Source organism: Dolichospermum planctonicum (genome assembly GCF_005402965.1).
GTDB lineage: Bacteria > Cyanobacteriota > Cyanobacteriia > Cyanobacteriales > Nostocaceae > Dolichospermum > Dolichospermum planctonicum.
In genome coordinates this window covers 1-23,466 of record NZ_BJCF01000057.1, presented here as the reverse complement: position 1 = coordinate 23,466, position 23,466 = coordinate 1, and the positions used below count along the sequence as shown (strand labels likewise).

At 38.2% G+C, this 23,466-nt stretch carries 20 protein-coding genes; 6 read left to right on the top strand and 14 right to left on the bottom strand.

The features are described from left to right. Positions 1-384: 384 nt before the first annotated feature. The 5 genes from FFO06_RS18370 to cruF form a co-directional block, all read right to left on the bottom strand. Complete coding sequence (locus FFO06_RS18370; protein WP_137909324.1) at positions 385-828, bottom strand: HNH endonuclease; 444 nt, start codon at positions 826-828, stop codon at positions 385-387. Positions 829-837: 9 nt separating this feature from the next. After that, positions 838-1,095, bottom strand: a complete 258-nt coding sequence (locus tag FFO06_RS18365) for a hypothetical protein (RefSeq protein ID WP_137909323.1) — start codon at positions 1,093-1,095, stop codon at positions 838-840. A 111-nt stretch (positions 1,096-1,206) separates the two neighbouring features. After that, positions 1,207-1,470, bottom strand: coding sequence for a hypothetical protein (locus tag FFO06_RS18360; RefSeq protein ID WP_137909322.1), 264 nt, complete (start codon positions 1,468-1,470; stop codon positions 1,207-1,209). A gap of 157 nt (positions 1,471-1,627) precedes the next feature. After that, positions 1,628-2,797, bottom strand: a complete 1,170-nt coding sequence (cruG, locus tag FFO06_RS18355; protein ID WP_190371954.1) for a 2'-O-glycosyltransferase CruG — start codon at positions 2,795-2,797, stop codon at positions 1,628-1,630. 147 nt (positions 2,798-2,944) lie between these two features. After that, positions 2,945-3,853, bottom strand: coding sequence for a gamma-carotene 1'-hydroxylase CruF (cruF, locus tag FFO06_RS18350; protein ID WP_137909320.1), 909 nt, complete (start codon positions 3,851-3,853; stop codon positions 2,945-2,947). A 362-nt stretch (positions 3,854-4,215) separates the two neighbouring features. Here cruF and FFO06_RS18345 point away from each other — a divergent pair, with 362 nt between their 5' ends. Then, on the top strand, positions 4,216-4,569 hold the full coding sequence (locus FFO06_RS18345) for a hypothetical protein (protein WP_306420257.1): 354 nt from the start codon (positions 4,216-4,218) through the stop codon (positions 4,567-4,569). An 85-nt stretch (positions 4,570-4,654) separates the two neighbouring features. On the opposite strand, the gene rpmA is transcribed toward FFO06_RS18345, so the two are convergent. From rpmA to FFO06_RS22495, 3 genes are all read right to left on the bottom strand, one after another. Continuing rightward, positions 4,655-4,939 (bottom strand): 50S ribosomal protein L27, encoded by a 285-nt coding sequence (rpmA, locus tag FFO06_RS18340; protein ID WP_028088939.1) that lies wholly within the window; start codon positions 4,937-4,939, stop codon positions 4,655-4,657. 130 nt (positions 4,940-5,069) lie between these two features. Beyond that, complete coding sequence (rplU, locus tag FFO06_RS18335; protein ID WP_028085419.1) at positions 5,070-5,477, bottom strand: 50S ribosomal protein L21; 408 nt, start codon at positions 5,475-5,477, stop codon at positions 5,070-5,072. Positions 5,478-6,390: 913 nt separating this feature from the next. Continuing rightward, positions 6,391-8,832 carry a lectin-like protein gene (locus tag FFO06_RS22495; RefSeq protein WP_137909318.1) on the bottom strand — a complete coding sequence of 814 codons (2,442 nt, stop codon included), beginning with the start codon at positions 8,830-8,832 and terminating at the stop codon, positions 6,391-6,393. Between the two features lie 660 nt (positions 8,833-9,492). Between FFO06_RS22495 and FFO06_RS18320 the strand changes: the two genes are divergently transcribed. Then, a complete protein-coding gene (locus FFO06_RS18320; protein ID WP_137909328.1) occupies positions 9,493-10,032 on the top strand; it encodes a single-stranded DNA-binding protein in 540 nt (179 codons plus the stop codon). Between the two features lie 120 nt (positions 10,033-10,152). On the opposite strand, the gene FFO06_RS18315 is transcribed toward FFO06_RS18320, so the two are convergent. The 5 genes from FFO06_RS18315 to FFO06_RS18295 form a co-directional block, all read right to left on the bottom strand. Next, complete coding sequence (locus FFO06_RS18315) at positions 10,153-11,031, bottom strand: NAD(P)-dependent oxidoreductase (RefSeq protein ID WP_028082087.1); 879 nt, start codon at positions 11,029-11,031, stop codon at positions 10,153-10,155. A gap of 300 nt (positions 11,032-11,331) precedes the next feature. Then, complete coding sequence (locus FFO06_RS18310; protein WP_137909327.1) at positions 11,332-12,519, bottom strand: class I SAM-dependent methyltransferase; 1,188 nt, start codon at positions 12,517-12,519, stop codon at positions 11,332-11,334. Between the two features lie 78 nt (positions 12,520-12,597). After that, positions 12,598-13,161 carry a Uma2 family endonuclease gene (locus FFO06_RS18305; RefSeq protein ID WP_137909317.1) on the bottom strand — a complete coding sequence of 188 codons (564 nt, stop codon included), beginning with the start codon at positions 13,159-13,161 and terminating at the stop codon, positions 12,598-12,600. 261 nt (positions 13,162-13,422) lie between these two features. Then, complete coding sequence (locus tag FFO06_RS18300; protein WP_236097179.1) at positions 13,423-13,962, bottom strand: GAF domain-containing protein; 540 nt, start codon at positions 13,960-13,962, stop codon at positions 13,423-13,425. 147 nt (positions 13,963-14,109) lie between these two features. After that, on the bottom strand, positions 14,110-14,913 hold the full coding sequence (locus tag FFO06_RS18295) for a type 1 glutamine amidotransferase (protein WP_137909316.1): 804 nt from the start codon (positions 14,911-14,913) through the stop codon (positions 14,110-14,112). 243 nt (positions 14,914-15,156) lie between these two features. Between FFO06_RS18295 and FFO06_RS18290 the strand changes: the two genes are divergently transcribed. The 4 genes from FFO06_RS18290 (at position 15,157) to FFO06_RS18275 (ending at position 21,839) form a co-directional block, all read left to right on the top strand. Beyond that, a complete protein-coding gene (locus FFO06_RS18290; protein ID WP_137909315.1) occupies positions 15,157-15,939 on the top strand; it encodes a COP23 domain-containing protein in 783 nt (260 codons plus the stop codon). 408 nt (positions 15,940-16,347) lie between these two features. Continuing rightward, positions 16,348-17,073 carry a peptidylprolyl isomerase gene (locus FFO06_RS18285; protein ID WP_137909325.1) on the top strand — a complete coding sequence of 242 codons (726 nt, stop codon included), beginning with the start codon at positions 16,348-16,350 and terminating at the stop codon, positions 17,071-17,073. A 51-nt stretch (positions 17,074-17,124) separates the two neighbouring features. After that, positions 17,125-20,118, top strand: coding sequence for a peptidase domain-containing ABC transporter (locus FFO06_RS18280; protein WP_137909314.1), 2,994 nt, complete (start codon positions 17,125-17,127; stop codon positions 20,116-20,118). Between the two features lie 131 nt (positions 20,119-20,249). Beyond that, on the top strand, positions 20,250-21,839 hold the full coding sequence (locus tag FFO06_RS18275) for a beta-barrel domain-containing protein (protein WP_137909313.1): 1,590 nt from the start codon (positions 20,250-20,252) through the stop codon (positions 21,837-21,839). Positions 21,840-21,928: 89 nt separating this feature from the next. Here the strand turns inward: FFO06_RS18275 and FFO06_RS18270 are convergent. Next, positions 21,929-23,466: Eco57I restriction-modification methylase domain-containing protein (locus FFO06_RS18270; RefSeq protein WP_162501212.1), on the bottom strand; the 1,538-nt coding region annotated here is incomplete at its 5' end.

The following is a 23,466-nucleotide window of genomic DNA, read 5'->3' as shown; positions in this document are numbered from 1 at the left end:
CACCCCCCTTTTAATGATATGTATTCTCATTAAGCTTATTTCTCTTTAATTGATCGTTAGTTATTATGTACTACTATCTCTGCTTTTTTGATCTGTGACAGTTCAGGGTGCGGAATGTGGGTTTTATCGCCTTCTCAAGTTTATTTAAACCTTGAACGCTGAGGATTGTCCCACGTTTACGTTTCCTTGATAGAGATAAAATAGAACCTGCAAACCCAGTCCATTGTAAAGTTTTAATTCATCAATATGCTAGAGGTATTGCCAATGGAATATTTGATTTTAACCAAATCAATCCATTCTTAGATAATCCAGAATTAGTTATCCAACGACTCATTTTACCACCAGCATAATTATCGCAATTTCAATAATCTGGAAGACGTTGCATTAATCCTTCATTCTTCTCATTGCCAAAAGAGAAGGATATTTTTTATTATCAATAAGTAATTGACGTTCTAATAAACGAGATTGATCATTAAACCCTAAAATTCTAGCCGTCACTTGTCCTATATTTGTGAGAGATTCAATAGTAGAATTATTCAGTTTAAAATGTTCTCCCCAATTATCCCAACGAGGATGATAAAAACGCACAAATTCTTTTTTATCTATAATAATTGAACCGATATCACTGCCTTTAAACCGATTACAATAAACACAACAATAAGCTAGATTATCTATATTTGATGAGCCACCATGTTTGATACTAATAATATGATCAATCGCACATCCTAAAATAGTATCATGTTCAGCAATCAGGCAATATTCACATAAATTATCTGCTCTTTGAGCAACTAAACGGCGAAGTTCTAGATTTAAATAAGGACGCTCCATAATTGAATTTTAAGCCTTTTCGTGAATAAAATCATAAGCCCTAGCTTTTGCTAGTCTTAATAAATGTTCTAGAATCAAATAATGATCTAATTCTGATTTTTCCTCTGAAGAAATTCCATCAGTTTTTTCTCGAAAAATCAAATCAGATACTCTTTCTTTTACTGTTTCTGATACTTGAAATTCAACTAAACTTTGAGATGTTATGCCAGCAGCGAGAAAGTTGATTATTTCTTCATAAGCTGGATTAATACTGATTGATGTTTTCATGATGATTAATTATCTCCTTTTTTAATCTCCTGAACTTTGGGTATTTAAGCACTTATCGGAAAAATTGACGGCTGGATGAGTTCCTGTTGTGATAATGATAAGATATTGGTATCAATCAAAGCTGGTTTCATCACTTCTCCTTTCAAAAAATGCCTGTTGACGACGGATGTTGATTTCTTCACTGAAATTAGCAAATGTTTCATCTGACATATCATTCCAACAGCCAGCAAACTGCATAGTTTGTTCTAGTGAACCTGGAGATGATTCTCCATTCAATCGCCAATAATGAATAAAATTATATAATTCTTCTAATTTATCTTCGGGAATGAGATTAATTTCTGTGATTACTTTGGTGCGGATGTTTAATAAATCCATAGGGCAAATAAATGTAGAGAATTTACAGATAAGATATACTAATTATATAGCCTGTGTTCTTTAAGAACCAAAATATTTTCTAATAAATACGATCGCTCTCCCCAATAAGATAAATTGGAATAAAGAGCGATACCCTCGGTCAGCGCCCTAAATGACATTAATCACCATATTTCCGCCCGCGCCATTCTTTGGGAGTGCGGAGGGCAGATAAAAAGATTCGCAGCACCGCTAGGGGGTCAGCCAAGGGGGAAAGCCAGAATAACCAACCACCATTAGCATTTTGACGATCATAAGAAGGAGCGATCGCTAATAATAAAGCAAAACGAATCACTACCAAAAATATATTTAATTCTAACAATAGCAGTGCCGGCAGTGAGGGAAGCAAAGGGGGAAACAGGAAATAACCCAGTAAAATCAATAGGGGTAAACCCTGCACCGCAGATAATAACCATAAATCACCCCAAACTTGAGCGCGGGAAGTTGCGTCTTTCAAATCTAGGCTACGTCCCCATTCTTTCCAGGTTTCTAAAGCCCCTTCATACATTCGCACCTTTAGCACCTTTGCTCCGTCTAAAAAGCCTACTTTAAAGCCATGAGAGGCAATATTCCGGGCTAAGGTGACATCATCACAAAAAGAACCTTTAGCGCTGCTGTAACCATTCACAGCCTTTAACACAGACCGACGACACAAAAAACACTGGCCGTTAGCCATGACCCGTTCTGGTTGTTCAGTATAAATACCCGTAGGATCAAATCTATACAGTAATGTCATCAACAAAGCTGGTTGTAATAAACATTCTCCCGGATATTTGAGAATAAATTGCGGTGATAAAGATACTAAATCATAACCTTGAGCGATCGCAGTTTTCACCAAACTCGCTACTAAACCCGGGTGGGGTTGAATATCTGCATCCATGCCCAAAAACCACTCACTGCCCTCGGAAGTAAATAAAAAGCCATTATGTAAAGCCCAAGGACGACCAACCCAGCCGGCAGGTAAGGGATCATCTGTCATTAATTTAAAGCGGGGGTCTGTTAATGCTGCGGTTTTCACTAGGTCGGGAGTACCATCTTGTGACTTACTATCAACAACAATAATTTCTCTAACTTCGTAACTTTGGCGACTTAAACCGGCTAACAGCGGGCTAATTCGTAATGCTTCGTTAAGTGTCGGCACAACCACACTCACAGTTCCCAAAAGTTCTGGTGTGGGTTGTTGTGGTTTTAAAGCTGGATAACGTCCTGGTCCTTTGAGTAAACGAGAAAGTAAAATCGCCGTGGCGGGGACTTGGACCAGTAGCAGGAGGAGAGGAATAATATTTAGCAATTCTAACCTTGACTTTTTGTATAAAGTAGCTAGTTTACATCTTCTCGCAATTTGTGTAAATTAATCTAAATTATGGGAATTTGACCGTGTAATTAGGAAAGAGGTAAATAGTTTAATTTCTTCTCCCTCTTTCCTCGTCTCTCTTACTTACTTAAAAGCAACCTTCACATTAGTAACAGCAACTTCCTGAGTAGCTGCTTCCATATTCACTGTTGCAGGTGCGCTAGAACCTTTAGACCACAGCAGCACAGCCGGAGCTACACCCAGTGCTATACCTAGTAATACAGGAATGGGAAACCCAGCGGCTAAACTCATGACTGTGGCAAAACCAAAGTTACCTAAATAAACTAATAAAGGTACATTCAATTGGTAAGAGTCTAATTTAATCGGGTTTTGACTCCATAATAAAGCCGCTACAGTCATGAATAAAGCACCAGTACCCATCCAACCGACAAAGTTTTGGTAAGGCATACCAAAGAAAGCGCCTGGTTCGTGCCAATACCAGAAAGGCAGGGAAGTTTGACTCATGGCTGGGTCAAGGACAAAATCCCAAGAAGTGAGTAGTAAAGCACCTAAAACAATTGCACCAATTTGACGAAACAAGCTAGGTTTTTTATCTACTTGTAAACCCGCACGGGCTAATACATAAGATACACATCCTACATAAAACCATGAAAGGGGAATTGTAAAAGGCACTAAACCAGAAATTTTATAACCTAAGCCACTCAAATAGCTATAGCCTCCAAAGGGAAAGCCTGTACTAGTTCCTAATAATTCACTAGTTAGGGAAATTGATAAGGATGGTATTAAAAATCCTAAAGTGCGTGCCAAACCCAAAGTTCGGTAAGCATAGAGGAACACTCCCAACGCCCCGAAAATCATATATACCACACCACCACCTGCCATACTCCACTGCATGACGGTCTCACCTGCTGCGGATAAGCTGACAAGCAATTCAGCATTGGGAATCACAATTAATATCCCCAGCAGTCCAAATACCATAGAAACGATATGACCAATTAGGCTTATACGCTCGACGATAACAAGTTGTCTCATGATCAATCCTTAATGATATGCCAGTTGGCTACTCAACTGCTAACAGTTTACAAATATTTATCAACATATTTAACCAAATGTTGATTTTTATTCTCTCAAAATGGAATTAGGGGTGGAATTTACCATCAAGAAACCTGATGGGTTAGGTAAATCTGTGAAATAATGAATGAAACCGATATTCAAAATACCAGTATATTACGATTTGTAACTGAGTAAGGTACAGAACTTTCACATTACTTTCACATTACTTTCACATTTATTCACTCTGTTTTATTCTTGACTGCTGCTATATGTCAATCTTGAAAAAGATCCCTTGGTTCTCCCTGACACTCGTATTACTGAGTTACAGTACATTGGGCTGGATGATATTTGAAGAAAAAGCCCCTTGGTATATATGGCTGATAACCGTGGTAACTATCCTGCTGTCCCTAATCTGTTTTACCAACCCTTGGTTAAAAATAAACGAGTATGTCAGTACCTTGTTCAAGTCCAGTGCTAGGGCTTTTGGTGTAGCTATCTTAGCAGCTTTCCTATTTTTTCTGATGGTTGCCTGGTTTCGGGTATTTCTTGACATTTTACTCATTTTGTGCGCGACTATTTTAGCCAGAATAGATTTCCAAACACTTGCTTTAAAACCAGCGCTCGCTTTTGGCTGTATATCCTTTTTTGCAGTCGTAGGTTTAGCACTGGGCGCATTTATTAAGCTTTATATATGAACTACCCCATCTTAATTACTTTAAATCTTGTAGAGACGCTCTATGGAACATCTCTACAATTTTTAGCCAGATGATTAATCACTAACTAGCTTGCTAACGCTTCTACCTCTGCTACCACCACTGGATAAACGCTAACTTTCTTCCGGCTTTTACCCTTTCTTTCAAAGGTAACTACACCGTCAACTAAAGCAAACAAGGTATCATCACTACCAATACCCACATTGTTACCAGGGTGAACCTTAGTACCACGTTGACGAACCAAAATATTACCTGCGCGTACAGTTTGTCCACCGTAACGCTTTACACCTAGTCGTTGAGCATTTGAGTCACGACCGTTACGCGTACTACCTGTTCCCTTCTTATGAGCCATGGTTTCCTCTTTTTTATTTACTTTATGAATCCCAGTCCGCTAATTGTCTAGTTTAGGCTGGGAAAATTTAATTGGTAATTGGTAATTGGTAATTGGTAATTGGTAATTATCAATTATCAATTATCAATTTTTATGATTCCTCTGCGGTTTCTTCCACAAAGTCAGCATCAATAATTGGACTTTCAGCACCAGTAGGGGCTGCTTCGTAAGCTAAAACTTCGCCGTTAAGATTGATAGAATTAATCAAAAATCTGGTAATTTCCTGGCGGTGTCCCCGTTTTTTGCGGGTTTTCTTTTTAGGTTTCATCTTATACACCAGGACTTTGCGACCTCTCAGGTGTCGCATAATTGTCCCTTCGACTGTTGCACCTTCTACTAAAGGTTGTCCAATGGAAAGTGCGCCGTCGTGGTTTACAAGCAATACAGCGTTAATGGTAACTTTTTCATCTGGTTCGGCGTTGAGTAGTTCAATGTCGTAAAAACGACCTGCTTCTACTTTGATTTGTTTTCCGCCAGTTTCAATAATTGCGTAGGTCATTAAATCGTCCTTGAGGTTGCCGTACAGGTAGCTGGCTATAATCTTTTATAGAGACGCTATTATTTACAGCTTTTGCCAGCTTTTGCAGTATGTCTACCTGATCCGAGCCGGAATTAGACAGACAATCTAATATAATACCTGATTGATAGCTAATTAGTCAAGCTTTTATTAAATAAAATTATAATTTGTATAATTTGTTGGATTTTCAGCGGATTTCCGAAAAAGTAATTTTTGGGTTTGTAGTTAATCCCGACACAGACGGAATAAAAATCAATCAATCTGAGCGACTTGTACGGTTGCTCAGATTTTCTTACATATTCACTGACTAGGGAACAGGTGACAGGTGCTACGCCACGGGGACAGGGAACAGGTGACAGGTGACAGGGAAGAGGGAACAGGGAAGAGGGGACAGGTGACAGGGGAGAGGGAACAGGTGACAGGGAAGAGGGAAGAGGGAAGAGGGAATAGGGAAGAGGGAAGAGGGAATAGGGAAGAGGGAACAGGGAACAGGGAATAGGGAAGAGGGAATAGGGAATAGGGAAGAGGGAAGAGGGAACAGGTGACAGGTGACAGGGAACAGGTGACAGGTGACAGGGAAGAGGGAATAGGGAACAGGTGACAGGTGACAGGGAAGAGGGAAGAGGGAACAGATGACAGGTGACAGGGAACAGGGAACAGGGAACAGGTTTTCAGCGATTTTACGTTTCTTTACAGAGTTTGGTTTTTTGATGCCAACTTACTTATATTGGTAATATTTTTGATCAACAATCTAATGAAAAAAAATGTAGAGATGTTTCATGGAACGTCTCTACAAGGTTTCTAGGATACTAATGAGAAATTAAAGTTATAAAACCCATAAAGATATGTTTTGTTTGTGTAGCTGCGGTTTATAACCGCCAAACATGATACTAATTTAAACTACAGTGAAGTCAACACTTGTAATTAATGTGGAACTAACATTTTGCAAAGTAGCGAAAATTTCACCACTGCTCGTATTCCTGATCACAGTATTAGTACCAGTTCCTAAAATTGTCAATTGACTAAATAGTAAACCCCCACTTAAGCCAATGCGGTCTAATCCATCTTGGAAATCTTGAACGATATCAGCGCCATTGCTTAGTGCAATTACAAAAATATCATTGTTTGTTCCTCCTACCAAAATATCATTGCCTTTACCACCATTGAGAATGTCATTTCCAGCTTCACCCCAGAGGGTGTCATTATCATCATTTCCGAAGAGGGTATCATTATTATTGCCTCCATAAAGGAAATCTTTGCCTATCCCCCCGTTTAATTCATCTGATCCATCACCACCATACAACCGATCATTACCATCATCTCCAAATACTAAATCGTTACCTGCCTCCGCATTGAGAATATCATCACCAAAATCACCAAAGAGAATATCGTTACCAACACCACCTAACAAGCTATCATTACCGACACCACCATCAAGGATATCATCACCAGCAAGACCTCTGAGGGTATCATTTCCTAAGTCACCGTTGAGGAAATCATTTCCATTATCCCCTTGCAGAATATCATTACCGAGGCCACCAAATAGTTGATCATTACCGTCACCACCATCAAGAATATCATTTCCATCGTTACCCTGGATGGTATCATTGCCAGTATTTCCAACTAACTCGTTAGCCAGATTATTACCTTTGATGGTATCGTTTTGAGTAGTACCAACCACATTTAGGAAATTCTGCACGTTTAAGGTGATAGAATTAATCGGCGCTGGTAATCCGTTGATGATCAGGTTATTAGTGGCTAGATTGACGTTGAGGGATGTGGTGGTAGCGATTCCAGTGGATGCGTCAATGGTGTTAGATTGACCTGTAGCACCAATTACAGTTTCTACGTCTACAATTGTATCTGTGCCAAAAGAGCCTTTATTAACGATTCCACCTGCTAACAGGGTAATTGCTTCCGTAAGACTGCTATAGTTAACTGTATCGCTTCCTAAACCGCCGTTAATTGTATCATCACCTGTGCTACCGATAATTGTGTCATTAGAGTTAGCGATTTCGATAATTCCTGGTAATAATGATGAATTGGGAAGATCGTTCCATATTCCCGCTCCTCCAAAATTAAATTCTACGTAGTCTTCGTTATTGGCATTATCAGGTTGACCTGGAGACCAGTTAGTATAAGTTACAGCTTCTCCATTTGCCCATTTAAATGTTCCTTCAGTCACTTCGTCTGTCAAACCAATCCATAAAGCTTCTGAACTACCAAAGGTGTTAACTAGAAATTGATTTTCCGCAGCATCATTAACGGTAACAAGATTACCACCTAAAGTAACGGCTTGTGCTTGTGCTTGTGTCCAAGTACCTGCATTACTCAAGAGGTAAAATTTGCCATTATAGTTGAAAATGGGAGCAGTAATAGCAGAGGTAACATCACCAAAAATCTGATCATTTCCTTCTCCACCATTGAGGGTATCATTACCGTTGCCTCCTGCTAGGTTATTATTGCCATCATTCCCAGTAATTGTGTCATTATTGGCTGTACCAATAACATTAACAAAATTATGAACGGAAAAGGACAAAGTCGGGAAAGCACTATCACCAGTATTCACAACTAGGGATTTAGTCGCTAAATTGGCATTAATGGTAGCAGTGCCAGTGGCTGTGGAAGCATCAATAATGTTAGTTAGACCCGTTGCACCGATAATGTTCTCTATACCAACCAGTTGGTCTGTTCCTGCTGTACCTTTGGTAACTACCCCTGTTGGTTTCAGGGTAATGGCTTGACCTATGGCACTATAATCGGCTGTGTCTTGACCAATACCCCCATTAATTGTATCGTTGCCAGTGCTACCGATGATTGTGTCATTAGATGCGATTTCGATAATTCCTCGGATACCAGCTATGCCAGCATCATCCCATTTCCCGGGATTTTGAAAATTGATATAAGCATAGTCTTGAGCACCACCAGCATCATTAGGTTCACCTGGAGACCAGTTAGTATAAGTGACAGCTTCTCCATTTGCCCATTTAAATGTTCCTTCAGTCACCTCGTCTGTCAAACCAATCCATAAAGCTTCTAAACCAAAGGTGTTAACTAGAAATTGATTTTCCGCAGCATCATTAACGGTAACAAGATTACCACCTAAAGCAACGGCTTGTGCTTGTGCTTGTGTCCAAGTACCTGCATTACTCAAGAGGTAAAATTTGCCATTATAGTTGAAAATGGGAGCAGTAATAGCAGAGGTAACATCACCAAAAATCTGATCATTTCCTCCCCCACCATTGAGGGTATCATTACCACCTAAACCATTGAGAATATCGTCACTCGTTGTACCGACGAGGTTGTCTGCTGCTGCTGTTCCGTTCATGGTTGCCATATTATTCTATTAACCTTTAAATTTTTTCTACACATTACATTTGTGATAATATTTTGCATTTTTATTGATTGTCAACTAGTTAAATTACTGAAAAAAAAGCGGCTTTTATCAAGAAGTATTTGTGATTTTTTTACTTTCAATATTACCTGACACAAAAATAGGACTTAGGCAAAATTTATGTGACACATTCTGCTATTATTACAGGATAATACCCAAAGGTGGTTTGTTTTTCGCTGCGTAATGGGTAAATCCTCCCAAGTCAAGGGCAAATATACGCATCAATAAAGTTATTTTTAAGATAAATATGCTTGAGTTGTCAATGTATGAATAAATATATAGGACTTACTGAAAAACTTTTTGGGTGACATCACATCGTGCTATGAGGGCTTTGAGCCGCAATTCTTGTAATATAGAAAGATGATGATTGCCTCCGGTACAGGAACGGTAAGTATGATCATCGTTTTACAGCCATTTTTAGGTAAATGAACCACATTTTAATCGAAGTTTCGCGCCAAGACCCAAAGGAGCGAAAAAGCGAAGGAGTAGATTAATTCAGAGTGTGGTATAAATACATAAAAACTGCTGTAATTAATTATGCTGAAATTTTCTCGTGAAGTTAAATTCACCGCGAGAAAAAGTATTGAAAATCAGGAGCAGGTAATGAACAGTTGTATTTTGATGGCGGAAATTTATGATAATCCTCAACTGCGTCACACACCAGATGGGTTGGAAGTGACAGAAATGATTGTTCATGTGCCAGGAACAAAACCAGATGATCCAACTCATCCTTTAAAAGTTGTAGGTTGGGGAAATTTGGCAAAAGAGATTCACCAAAGTTATCATCAAGGCGATCGCATTATTATAGAAGGGCGCTTAGGTATGAATACAATTGATCGCCCCGAAGGATTTAAGGAAAAACGCGCAGAGTTGACGGTGCAAAAGATTTACGCTATTGAACAAGGTACTTATACTAATTCACCACCAGCTGCTAAGAGAACCACACCTGTAGTAGAAACTACTGTAGCATCACCTAGCTACCGCCCGACGAATTATGAATCAAACTATCCCCCATCAGCCCCTGCTCAAAAAAATGAACCGCAGGTAGCAGCCCCTCAACTGACATACCAACCCGCACCCGTTCAGTCTCCGTCCCCTGTAGGAGTTACACCAGAACCCGATCCAGATGATATCCCGTTTTAGCCGGAAGGCTTTACTGCCTTTAAACTGCATTTAATTTGTATAATTCTAGCGGGCAAGATGCCCGCACCACAACATCTAGCCAGATGAAGATGATCAAATTTAAATGGGTAACAGCTTATCTCAACCCCCGCTGACTTCACCCCATTCCCGAATCGCTGGAAATACCGATGAATAATCATCTTCTGGATAAGACATTTTCATAGTCGCGTGTAAGATTTGCCTTACACCCTCAATACTGCTGAGATTCAAACCCAAGGATTTAGCTTCAGAGATAAATAAATCTATTTCTTTGATCAGTTGTTTTGTCGGTAAGTTGGCATTATTATAATTACCATCTAACATCCGCCGCAAATTTTGATCAAAGGTGGGAGCATAAAGTTTACTTTCGCGTAGAATTTGCATAAACAAATCAACATCAATACCTTGCAACTGGATAAAAGCCAGACTGAGAGCAAAGCTAGTTGTCAGTGAAGCAATGAGTTGATTGAGTGCTAGGGTGAGGGTAGAAGCAGTACCCACAGGTCCTATGTATACAGGATTGTCTCCAAAATGTTGGAGGAGTGGGAAATGACGTTGATACTGTTCCTCCTCTCCACCTACCATGACGATTAATTTGCCAGTTTTAGCTTCGGGAATACTACCGAGGACAGGCGCTTCTATATATTCGCCTCCAGCCGCAACTACTGCATCTCTGATTTCTTGGCTTTCTACGGGGGTAATTGTCCCCATTTGAATGATGCTGCGTCCTGATAAAGTATGCCAAGATGTATCTGTCAGCAAGACATGATAAATAGCTGCGGCGTTAGAAAGCATTAGGACTATACAGTCAGCAGCGCGGATGGCTTCCCGCGGTTTTGTTACAATTTCCGCCCCTGCTGCCCGTAGCGGTTCTAATTTTTCTGGGGTGCGATTATAGGCAATTAGCTCTATATTGGCTGCTAATAACCTTTGAGCCATCGGTAGTCCCATCAATCCAGTTCCCAGAAATGCCACCTTCATGTTTCACGTTCCTTAGTCAGTGGTCAGTTGTCAGTTGTGATCTGAATTTTAGATTTTAGATAAATAAAATCCAAAATCTAAAATCCAAAATCTCCTAGCCTCCTGCGGCAAAAGTCACCATTATGATCACGGAAAGTAAGATGCCGGGAGACAATAGAGTTACTAGCACTAACAGATCATGAGCAGTCATAATTATTTCTCTGGGGTAGATTTGTCATTTGAATGTCATCTCTGTTATGCTAGTGCAAACAAGACTCATACGGGATTGTTAAAGAGATTTTTAACCTTTCTCTTTGATCTCTACTCTGGTACGACTAATCCCAGCAGTGGTTTTGATGCCTCTTGTGCAGTTAGTCCTCGACTTTGGACCAAAACCCCAAAATTGCCTAGTCCCCCTGGATTAATTAATTGGTGTAATCCTTCCCGTCGCTGTAGCAACTGTGATATTGGTTGCTGTTGAAAGGAGAGAGCAGCTAATCTTTCACCTATTCCCAATGCCATTAAAAATAAGCCTTGCTCGGTCCAACCAACTTTTTTGAGTCCACACCTTTCACCCCAGGATGATAAGGCTGTAAAGTCAACATGGGCGGTGATATCTTGTCTGCCAATATTGATATAAGGATGATCATGATGACGATGTTGGTAGTAGCATTGGAGAGTTCCCTGATCTCTTCTGGGGTGATAATAACGATGTGCGGGGTAGCCATAATCAATTGTTAACACATAGCCGCGTTGCAAGCAGTCTGCTACTATACCCAACCATTTCAAAGCTGCTAAATTAATTTCACTGCGATAGCCATTTTCATAAGTATTTTGGCTTAAATCAATTCCCACCAACTTAAAATACTCCCCTAATTGTGGTGTTGATGGTTCTGCCATGATTTCAATAAATATAGGTAAAGCAGAATTTTCTTCCTCCGGTTTTTGCTCAACAGTAACGTAAATTTCCCGTAATTCCCCCCCATTTAAAATAAATTGATGGACTGGAAAAGCATCCACTAATTCATTGGAGAAGAAACAGCCAATAATGGAATTGGGGGTGATTTCTTCCAAGTTACACCAATCTACAGAAAAATCTTGTAACCGTTGTTGTTGTTCTTGTTTTAAACTTTGTGATTTTTCAACAATAATATATTTGACCGCTGCAAAAAAGTCTGGGTATTCTTGCTTTGCATAGTTGAGAATATGGGAGGCTAATATGCCTTGTCCTGCTCCCATTTCTACCAAATTAAAGGATATGGGTTGATCTAAAATCTCCCACATTTGATAAAATTGCTTGGTCAGTAATTCCCCAAAATCAGATCCTAAACTGGCAGATGTGAAAAAGTCACTATCTCGAAATCCAATTTTTACAGCATCACTGGCATAATAGCCATATTCTGGATGATATAACACCATATCCATGTATTCCGCAAAGGTAATTCTTTTTTGGGAATTAGTAATAATACGATGGGCTATAGCTTGACACAGTGGCAAATGGGAATCCATAAAATTTGCAGTTGACAGAGAACTTAGCACTATACCAAATACATTACCACGACTTAAAAAAGCGATCGCTGATAGCATTTATTCATTTAGCCAACTGAAAAGTTGACCTACAGTAAGATTAAAAGACTCAGCAAAAGGTGGAACAGGTAAGCCATCTGTTTCTAGTTCAAATAATAGAATACGTTGATCACTAAAATAGACAAAAACTAGTTTTTCTGCGGGGTCAATTAACCAACCCATTTGAGTACCATGACTAATACAATGGAGGATATTACGAACAACTTTAGTTTGACTTGGTTCAGGAGAAAGTATTTCAATTGTCCAGTTAGGAGCGATAGCAAAGGTCTTAGCAACTTCACCATTTTCATCACGGGGAATGCGTTCCCAAGTGAAGACTGCAAGATCAGGTACAATGGATCTACCGCCAAAGGTACAGCGTAATTCAGAGTATACACGGGCTACGCCCCGGGGTTTGAGTGCTAGGTTAATACTAGAACCGAGGTCAAGCTGAACTGTACTATGTTTTCCTTGAGGCATGGGTTTTTGAATGATTTGGCCGTTAACAAATTCCTTTGCCGGTTTGGTTTCTGGTAATTTGAGAAATTCATCAAGGGTTAAGGGTTTAATAGGGATTTGAACCATTACCGTTTCGGGTTGGTGGATTATGAATATTGTATTATTTTCTAGCATTTCCAAGCTGCAAAAGCTAGATTAGCTAAGGGCAACCACAGGGGGTTGCCCCTACAGTATTTCTATTTTCTTTTAATATCAATCATATTACCAGGATGTGCGTCCCAGTGAATAATTCCGTTTTGATGACCACAGATAAAGCATCAGCTTACCGACTTCTTTCTCAAATATAATATCTAAAAAACATCAACATCAGAAAAATTCTTTACATGATTAGCTCTCTAAAATATTAGAATCTGTTGCTAAAGTTCCCGCTCCCTTTTCCATCAATTCAATATCTGCTAAAGTCCAAAAACGCGCACTTTGGCAGTGATGAGCTACTAATAGCCCCCATAATCCCCTTGGTATTAAAATTGGCACTACTAAATTAGCCCGAACCTGCATACCGCGCAGAAATTCACGGTGACAATCCTCAATCGCTTCTAATTCTATATCAGCGATCGCTCGTACTCGTCCTTTTAAGTATAACGCAGCATACTCATTATTAAAACAATCACTAGGACCAGTAGAACCGAGAATCGAATATTCATCAGAACCTAATGACTCAAATGTCACTTGTCCTTGCCATTGTCCATAAAAATAATACAATACTACCCGATCAACCTGTAAAGATTCTCGCAATTGATTTGTCGTTTGTCTGATCAATTCATCTCGTTGCATTCTGATGATCAGACGACTGAGTAATTCTTGTAAACCCTGATCAGGGTGATGATACGAGCGATTTTCAAATTCTGGTAAAGAAGGAAGTTGCACAGATTTCAAATGATGACTAACTAAATGATTTCGGGTTTTTATAGTAACTTATCAGATGTTTTATAGAAAATTATGTTTTTTTTCTATAAAAATCATGTAGTTTAATATTAAAATTTAGATTCTTATTTAATCTAAACTACACCTATTTTAAATTCTGATTCCCGCAGCATTGGGTAAATCAACTTTTAACCGTTTAAACATTGCTTCTCGTCCCTGCATCGCTAAGGTATCATCTAAAGCTGAAAGTTTGATTTCTTGCTGATATTTTAATCTTAACGCGGTTTGAATTAACCAATCAGCAACAAAGGGATTTTTAGGTAATAATGGACCGTGGGAATAGGTAGCGATCGCATTTTGATAAAACGCTCCTTCTGTTCCATCTTCTCCATTATTACCCAAGCCATACACTACCCGCCCCAAAGCTTCCACCTTCCCTAATTTAGTCCGGCCACCGTGATTTTCAAACCCGACTAAATAAGGTTTTATCCCTGTCATTGCTTGCAATTCGGCTGCTAACCGGGAAGCTGTAACTTCTATGACCAAATTACCAATACATCTTTTAGTATTTTCACCAGGATGAACAGAAACTAAATCCAATATTCCTAAACCCTCAATTCTTTTTCCGAAAGCTGGTTCATAATAATTTCCCAGTAGTTGAGGAGAACCACAGGTAAAAACTCCCGGTGTACCATTTTCTATTTTATGACGCATGGCCTCAGCTTTTTCACCCTGTAAATCCCGCATCACAATTTCTTGTTGACGGTCTTGCGCCCCACCACCGACAATCACATCTACTGATTTGATATCTTCTGCGGTGGAATTTTGATCCAAGGGCAATACAGTCACATTATACCCCCGCCACTGGGCGCGACGTTCTATGGTAATCACATTTCCCCGATCACCATAAGTACTCATTAACTTGGGGTACAGCCAACCAATAATAATTTCCATGGGCGCATGACTTACAAAACCTCTAATATAGCGTTAGCAGGGAATATGTAGGACTAGGCAAATTTTAAGAAATATTTCATAATTGTTGCAATACATTAATAAATTTAAATTTTAGTAAACATATAATACAGCGGTTTCTGCGGTAGTAAAAACAAAAAACAGATTTTTCCATGAATCAAAAACTTATGTTCTCCGTCAATATAGACATCAGCTATTTACCTATCTCCACTACGGATTATATTTATGTCTTTACAATCGCTGCGGTTCTTATTCTTGAGTAGTCTTGGCTGTTCTTTATTTTTTGGAAATGCTGTGACTGTTGCTCAAGTTGTGGTGCCTACAATTCCATCAGGTTCAAGTACAGTTCCATCAAGTTCGACTACAGTTCCATCAGGTTCGACTACAACCAGTGTACCAAATTCTACCACAGTTAACAGTAGTACAAGATTTAGTTGTCAATCTTACAATGGACAGTTTACAGTCATGTATCAGCCCCAAAGTCAACCAGGACAATATTTTGCTTGGGCTGCACCTCAAAATTTAGGTGGGGGTTGGGATGCCCAAAAACGTTGTCAAGCGATCGCAGGACGTTTAGAATTATATCGTCCCGATGGTTTACAAGAACTACGAATAGCTTTAGAAAACAACGAAAATATTATTTGTGTCACCACTGAAGCCCAACCCAATTGTCGAATTGTCTTAACAGTACCCCGTGGTAAAGATCCCTATGCAATCCGTAATAGTGTATTCCAAAATCTCACTACCGCTGATAGTGGACAACAAACTATTGCTGTTGATACCTACACTGAACCTCAGAGAGGAAAGGGAGATAGTTTATACAACATAGGACAAACACTTGTAAGTGGTAATAATCAGCTTAGTTCTTTTAGAAGTGGAATTAATTTGAAACCATACCTTGATCCTCAAGATGGTGGTACTGCCAAAAAATTGAGAAATGGGGTAGGAATTGGACGCAATAGACCAAAAAAAGACCCTGCTCGTCTAAATCCTGGCAGATTTCGTTAATTAGGATGATTTGATGAGGTAGGAGCAATAAATTTAATTGTCTACTTCAGGCTGGTAAGTCGTAATTACGATTTACCGGCCTGATTTTCTGTGATCCAGAACGAGCAATTTAGCAGGGGATGATGCCATAGTTAAGGTTAGCAAAGATTTATAGAGTAAAAGTAAGTTTGGTATGACAAATTTATCAATCCATGGTATTTTGGTACAATAATATCCAAATATCAACAGTCTGATTATCTACATCTAGCAAATCAACTTCTGCCGATGGAAAATTTACTGATATACATCTATACACTAACTTGAAAGCAGAGTAAATTAGTAATAGATTATCTAATCTTAACCAAAAGATAACTTGTTCAAAACCTAGTCCTATTATCTTTTCAAAAGCAGTTAAAAACGGTGACAAATCTGATCACAAGCCATAAGAATCAAGTCCTGCAATGGGGCGATCGCATCCTCCAGCCCGGAGAAGTTCTATCATTAATATCGGAATACCAGCTTATTCCCGTATTAATCAAGGAAATTATCATTGATCAAGCGATCGCAGCAGCCGAAATTGTCCATACTCCAGAAGAAGAAAAACAGGTCTGCGAACAATTAGCCCAACAATATCAGGGAATAGATCAACAAGGAGAAAATTTCCAGCAATTAAAGATCATGGCCATGCGACAATTAAAACTAGAAAAGTTTAAAGAGGCCACTTGGGGTGGGGATTTAAACTCGTACTTCTTCCAACGTAAAGCCCAACTAGATAGGGTAATTTATTCGCTGATTACTACCTCGGAAATCGGGATTGCCCAAGAAATCTACTTCCGCATCAAAGAGGGTGAACAGTCTTTCGCTGAGTTAGCACGGGAATATGCCCAAGGTCCAGAAGCTCAAACTGATGGATTAGTAGGTCCAATAGATTTACAATCCCTTCATCCAACATTGGTGAATATCCTTTCAAGAAGCCAGCCACAGCAGTTATCACCACCAACTCAAATTAATAATGTACTGGTAATTGTCCGCTTGGAAAAATTACTACCAGCCCAACTGGATCGTTCAATGCGGCAACGGTTGCTGAATGAAAGATTTAATCAATGGTTACAAGAACAAATGACAGAACGAAAATGGCAAATTCAAACATCATAAATTACCCGAACCTTTGGCCAATATAAATTGACATAATTAACCTCAAGAAACATGACTTATACTAAGAGTACCTTTGAAGAATTTATTGCCACGATTCCAGGGTTTGACCAATTATCAAGCGAGGAAATTAGCAAACTCTCATCACCACAAATTTTACAGCCTTTACGTTACCGCATGGGGCAGAAAATTGTTGGCAAAGAACAATTACCTCAAAAAGTATCAATTCTTTATCAAGGCAGGATCAGACTACTAGGATACCCGGAAAACCAATCACCAATTACTTTAAAAATAGTAGAACCAGGAGCGGTAATTGGGGAAATTTCTTGGTTACGTCAAATTCCGTGCGAAACAGCGATCGCCTATGAAGAAGTGATATGTTTAACCTGGAATGCAGCAGATTATTTACAATTCCTATCTCGAAATTTAGCATTTACTCAGGCTCGTCAACAAATAACTAACTTGGCAGAAGTATTTGATATCTTGAGTTTACAGATAGCACAACAACCTTTAGCCAATCATAATCTCAAAGACCTGACGGAACAGGCGTTATTAGGGTCAAAAATTCACTATTTACGACCAGGAAAAACGTCTTTAAGAGAATTAGAAAGTGATCGAATTTGGTTTGTAAGTAGTAGTTGTGATCTGAGCAATTTAACCCCTGGTTCTCGCTTAGAAGACGAAGTAATTGAAGTTAAAGATAAACTGCCTGTCCGTTTGTTGGGTATCAGTCAGAATGATTTATCATTAGTGGATAGTCCACCTCTAAAAACAGAGAAATTAGAAAATCTGTTAGATGGTACTGTCACCATAGAAGAAGTTCCCTACGCAACAGAATCGGAATTTATTGGGACAAGCACATCAAAGGATTTACCAAAAAATCAAAAATATCCATTTTTTAAAGGACAGGGAGAACTAGAATCTAGTCTGGCTTGTTTTCAAATGCTATCCAAGCATTTAGAAATTCCCTTTCGGAAAGAAGTAGTCCGCCGCATTTTAAATGACCAAATCAAGCGTCAAGGCAGTGTATCTTTTCAACTTTGCGCTTATTTATCAGAATTAATTGGACTCAAATCCCAGCTAGTTGATGTTCCGGCTGTTTCCATTAACCGCATTCCTACCCCAGCATTAATTCGCTATCGTGACAGTTTTGCGGTTCTTTATGCCGTAAATGGAAAAAAAGCCGTTTTGGGTGTACCATCTCAAGGTATTATCAACACCAGCCTTGATAAATTGCTGAAAGAATTAGAAACAGATGAAACCAACTTACAACCACAAGTTAGGGTTTTATTGCTCAGTGCTACCAAGGAAACACCTAAAGAACGCTTTGGATTAGGATGGTTTGTTCCTTACTTATCCCGTTACCGACGGGTGCTAATAGAAGTATTTATTGCTTCCTTCTTCGTCCAATTAGCCGCCCTAGCTAATCCTCTAATCATTCAGCTAATTATTGATAAAGTCATCGTTCAAAATAGTATTAATACCCTAAATGTTTTAGGAGTATTACTATTAGCAGTGGGTGTATTTGAAGCGGTATTAACTACATTGCGGACTTACTTATTTGTAGATACCACCAACCGCATTGATATGAGTTTGGGGTCACAAATTATTGACCACCTATTGCGCTTACCACTGCGGTATTTTGATAAAAGGCCAGTGGGTGAATTATCCACCAGAATTAATGAACTAGAAAATATTCGTCAGTTCCTCACGGGTACGGCCTTAACAGTAGTGTTAGATGCCCTATTTTCCGTAGTTTATATAGTGGTCATGCTGTTTTACAGTTGGCAATTGACCATAGTAGGTTTAGGAACCATCCCTCTATTTGTGTTAGTGACATTAATTGCTGCCCCAACAGTGAGTAGACAATTAAGAGGTAAAGCAGAACGTAACGCCGAAACTCAATCTTATTTAGTGGAGGTGATGTCAGGTATTCAAACAGTTAAAGCCCAAAATATTGAATTGCGATCGCGTTTTTCTTGGCAAAAAAAATATGCTAAATTTGTGGCCGCAGGTTTTAAAACCGTTATTACTTCCACATTAGCTAACTCCACAAGTCAGTTTTTAAGCAAACTCAGCAGCTTATTAGTTTTATGGGTGGGAGCTTATTTAGTTTTAAAACAAGAACTAACATTAGGGGAATTAATTGCCTTTCGGATTATTTCTAGTTACGTTACCACCCCCATATTACGGCTGGCACAAATCTGGCAGAACTTCCAAGAAACCGGGTTATCCTTAGAACGATTAAGCGATATTGTTGACAGCCCCCAAGAAGCAGAAATAGATAAGAATAATATTCCCCTCCCACCGATTATTGGTGGAGTCAAATATGAAAACGTTTCCTTCCGATTTGCCGCCTCAGGCCCCCTACAATTGAGTAATGTTACTGTCGAATTTCCCGCAGGTCAATTTGTCGGTATTGTTGGACAAAGTGGTTCGGGAAAAAGTACAATGATGAAATTACTGCTCAGACTTTATGACACAGAATCTGGCAGAATTTTAGTTGATGGTTACGACATTGCCAAAGTCGAACTTTATTCTCTGCGGCGACAAATTGGTGTAGTTCCTCAAGATACCCTTTTATTTGATGGTACAGTACAGGAAAATATTGCTTTAACTAATCCTGAAGCCACAACAGAGGAGATTATTGAAGCTGCTCAAATTGCCGTTGCCCATGAATTTATTATGGGTTTACCCCAAGGCTATAATACGCGAGTTGGGGAAAGAGGATCAGCCCTTTCTGGTGGACAAAGACAAAGAATTGCGATCGCACGTTCTGTGTTACAAAGACCTAAATTACTAGTTCTAGATGAAGCCACCAGCGCCCTAGATTATCCCACCGAAAAACAAATTTGTCTGAACTTAGCTCGCGCTTTTAAAGGTAGTACCGTCTTCTTCATTACCCACCGTTTAAATACTGTTAGTAATGCCGATACTATCGTCGTCATGGATAACAGTAGGATGATAGAACAAGGTAATCATCAAGAACTTATGGCTGCTAAAGGTCATTATTTCTATCTTTATCAACAACAGGAAGTAAATTTGTAGTCAATTATTTCTAGGGGTTTAGCATTGCTAAACCCTGTCAGTTGCTTAAATAAAATCCAACTGATAACAGAGCCAAGCTCAAATGACACTCCAGTAAATATTCAATCTAAAATCCCAAATCCCAAATTATTATGACTCAAGTTAATGGTAATCGCAGCAACGGAAATGGCAACGGAAACGGAAATGGCAATGGATCATATAAAGACTCAAAAGTATTAACATCTCCCAAACCCAGTTCCCAACAGCCTAAAATTGACTTTAATTTCGATAATTTTGAGCAATCTGTAGTTTTACGACAATCTCCAATATGGTCACGAACCATCATGATCACCCTCATGGGATTAGCTTGTTTTGGAATTACTTGGGCTTGTTTAGCCAAAATTGAGCAAACAATTCCTGCAACGGGTCAATTAAAACCAGAAGGAACAGTCAAAGAGGTACAAGCTCCCGTTAATGGAGTCGTTAAATCAATTTATGTAAAAGATGGAGACGAAGTAAAACCAGGACAATTGTTATTAACATTTGAGTCTATTGCTACCCTAGCAGAATTAAATGCCTTGAATAAAATTCGCATAGCTTTAATTCAAGAAAACAATATCTATCGACGCTTAATGGGAGCAAGCAGAGGTAAAGATTCTGAAATAGAATTTTTACGCAGTAAACTACCAGGAGAATCAGCATTTCTGCTCAAAAGTCGCGCTTCCTTAGTAGCAGCAAATGAACTATTACGTTCTCAATTGAGAAATTCATCGGGAACAGCAGGAATAGGAATTGACGAAGAACAACTACTAGCAGTTGCAAAAATAGAATTAGCGTCTCGTTCCAAAGCCGCAAATTTAGAAGTTGAAAAAACTAGAAAACAACTTTCTCAAACTCAATTTAAACTGCAAGATACTCGCAATAGTCTAGCCATTCAAAGCGGTATTTTAGCCAAAATCAAAGTCTTAGCGGAAGAAGGGGGTATTTCCCAACTTCAATATCTGAATCAGAAACAACAGGTACAAACTCTCGCAGCGGAAATCTCACAATTGCAGGAAGAAATAAAACGTCTAGAATTTGATATTGATAAAGGAAAACAGCAATTAACTAATACAGTTGCTAGTTCCGGTAAAGATATTTTGGAAAAAATAGGCAATAATAAACAACGCATTGCTGAAATTGATAGTCAGTTCACGAAGGTCATTTTAGACAATGAACAGCGTTTAGCAGACATAAATAGCAAAATATCGCAAACACAATTAAACTTTAAATATCAAGAACTTCGCGCTCCAGTAGGAGGAATAGTTTTTGATCTCCAGGCTAAAAATGTTGGCTTTGTTGCTAATTCCACACAAAAATTACTACAAATTGTCCCCAAAGAAAACCTATCAGCAGAAGTTTTCATTACCAATAAAGACATTGGTTTTGTCAAAAAAGGTATGAACGTAGATGTAAGAATTGACTCCTTTCCCTTTAGTGAATTTGGTGATATTAAAGGTAAAGTAACTAAGATTGCTTCAGATGCTTTACCTCCAGACCAAAACCATCAATTTTATAGATTTCCGGCCACAGTTAAGTTAGACAAACAACATTTAAATCTCACGAATCAAGATAGAAAGATATCTTTACAGTCAGGGATGTCCATTACTGCTAATATTAAAGTTCGTGAAGAACGCACGGTAATGAGTTTGTTTACAGAGATGTTTACGGAACAAATTGAAAGTTTAAATGAGGTGCGTTAGGGATGAAAATAATATCCCCGACTTCTTTTTTATCTTATCAATAAATGATAAATTAATCTCAGAAGTCGGGGATCTGGAATTTGTGGTGTTTACCCTTCTATGATTTTAATTTCCTCTGGTGTTAATTCATAAAGTTGATAAACTAGTTGATCTATTTCTGTTTCTAATGTGGTTGTATCTGCTTTTGGATCTGATTTTTTAGCAGTGAGAATTTGATTAACAACGGAAGTAATAACTTCCCCTTGTTTTGGATTTGCTTGAGGAATTGGGATTTGTCCAAAGTATTTCCAAATTAATTGAAATCCATTTTGAATAGCGGTACAGTATTTTGAAATTAGCCACCAACCCATTTTTGAATTAAGAATAGCCAATAAAATCTTATCTGCTTTGGAAATAATCCACATAGAATTATTACAATATAGCCCCTGTTCATCATAAATAAAACATGGTTTTGTCTGAAATATTTGATACATTATTTTAGGTTTTTCAAATTCTTGATAATAATCACAGGCTCTCAACTCCCACCAGTAATCACCTTTATCTGTTCTTTTTTCTGCTTGATCTTTAAATAGACTTAAATAATTAGAAACTGCTGAATAATTTTCCGATAACCATATCCAAGCATCTTGATTTTCTCTAAATGAATTGGTAAAGCCTTTATCAATTTTTATTAAATAATTTTCTACTTCAGGAATTGCATAAGGTTTTATATTACGACCTAAAATAAATGAACGAATTATTTTTGAATTTCGACTATCTTTGTTAATTATTTCTTTACAATTTTCATTACCAATGACAAATGCTTCCGTTAAACCTGTTAAGATTCCACGAAATGATTTATTATCAATATATTCAGCGAGTGAAACACAGTTACTTTTAATTCTTGATAGTAATTTCTGATCACTATCAGAAGAAATTACCCAAATTTCATCATTTAAGGTTTCAACTTTTATTTGATTAGAAATACTTTTTATATATGCTGCAAATTTATTACTATAATTAAGTGTTTTTACAGTAGCAGAAATAAAATTAGTATTTTGCTGCTGTTTTGAAGCATTCAGAATGCAAGGATAAGTAGTTGCTTCTTCAAATATTTGAATATCACCAAAATCAATAATCCCTTGTAATTGATTTTCTAAAATATAGGTTCTTAAAGCTTTTCCATAACCCGCTTGCATCCATTTATTAGGCATTATATAACAAAATTGACCTTTAGTTTTAAGAATTTTAAATCCCCTTTCCACGAAAAATACATACAAGTCAGCAGTTCCTGAATAGGTAATAAAATTTGTCTGCAAAATTGGTTTTAATTGTTTAATTTCTTCCTGTCTAATATAAGGAGGATTTCCAATAACCACATCAAAACCAACAAAAACACCATCATTATTTAACACTTCAGGAAACTCAAAGCGCCATTCTAAAGCATTTTCATACATTCTACCATTTTCTATTTCCTCAATTTCCACCCGTAACTTATCAATTTCATTATTCAACTTAGCGATTTTTTTCTCCCGCTTCGTTCTCTCAGCTTTAGTTTCTGGAATCAAAAAAATTTGATTCTCCAAATTCTCAACCTCACCCTCTAACCTTCTTAACTTAGTCTTATTGACATCACTTAATCCTAAAG

Excerpts from the sequence above, each read along its gene's own strand:
- FFO06_RS18370 (WP_137909324.1), bottom strand. The coding sequence starts at position 828 with ATGGAGCGTCCTTATTTAAATCTAGAACTTCGCCGTTTAGTTGCTCAA.
- FFO06_RS18365 (WP_137909323.1), bottom strand. The coding sequence starts at position 1,095 with ATGAAAACATCAATCAGTATTAATCCAGCTTATGAAGAAATAATCAAC.
- FFO06_RS18360 (WP_137909322.1), bottom strand. The coding sequence starts at position 1,470 with ATGGATTTATTAAACATCCGCACCAAAGTAATCACAGAAATTAATCTC.
- cruF (WP_137909320.1), bottom strand. The coding sequence starts at position 3,853 with ATGAGACAACTTGTTATCGTCGAGCGTATAAGCCTAATTGGTCATATC.
- FFO06_RS18345 (WP_306420257.1), top strand. The coding sequence starts at position 4,216 with ATGATATTTGAAGAAAAAGCCCCTTGGTATATATGGCTGATAACCGTG.
- rpmA (WP_028088939.1), bottom strand. The coding sequence starts at position 4,939 with ATGGCTCATAAGAAGGGAACAGGTAGTACGCGTAACGGTCGTGACTCA.
- rplU (WP_028085419.1), bottom strand. The coding sequence starts at position 5,477 with ATGACCTACGCAATTATTGAAACTGGCGGAAAACAAATCAAAGTAGAA.
- FFO06_RS22495 (WP_137909318.1), bottom strand. The coding sequence starts at position 8,832 with ATGGCAACCATGAACGGAACAGCAGCAGCAGACAACCTCGTCGGTACA.
- FFO06_RS18320 (WP_137909328.1), top strand. The coding sequence starts at position 9,493 with ATGAACAGTTGTATTTTGATGGCGGAAATTTATGATAATCCTCAACTG.
- FFO06_RS18315 (WP_028082087.1), bottom strand. The coding sequence starts at position 11,031 with ATGAAGGTGGCATTTCTGGGAACTGGATTGATGGGACTACCGATGGCT.
- FFO06_RS18310 (WP_137909327.1), bottom strand. The coding sequence starts at position 12,519 with ATGGATTCCCATTTGCCACTGTGTCAAGCTATAGCCCATCGTATTATT.
- FFO06_RS18305 (WP_137909317.1), bottom strand. The coding sequence starts at position 13,161 with ATGGTTCAAATCCCTATTAAACCCTTAACCCTTGATGAATTTCTCAAA.
- FFO06_RS18295 (WP_137909316.1), bottom strand. The coding sequence starts at position 14,913 with ATGGAAATTATTATTGGTTGGCTGTACCCCAAGTTAATGAGTACTTAT.
- FFO06_RS18290 (WP_137909315.1), top strand. The coding sequence starts at position 15,157 with ATGTCTTTACAATCGCTGCGGTTCTTATTCTTGAGTAGTCTTGGCTGT.
- FFO06_RS18280 (WP_137909314.1), top strand. The coding sequence starts at position 17,125 with ATGACTTATACTAAGAGTACCTTTGAAGAATTTATTGCCACGATTCCA.
- FFO06_RS18275 (WP_137909313.1), top strand. The coding sequence starts at position 20,250 with ATGACTCAAGTTAATGGTAATCGCAGCAACGGAAATGGCAACGGAAAC.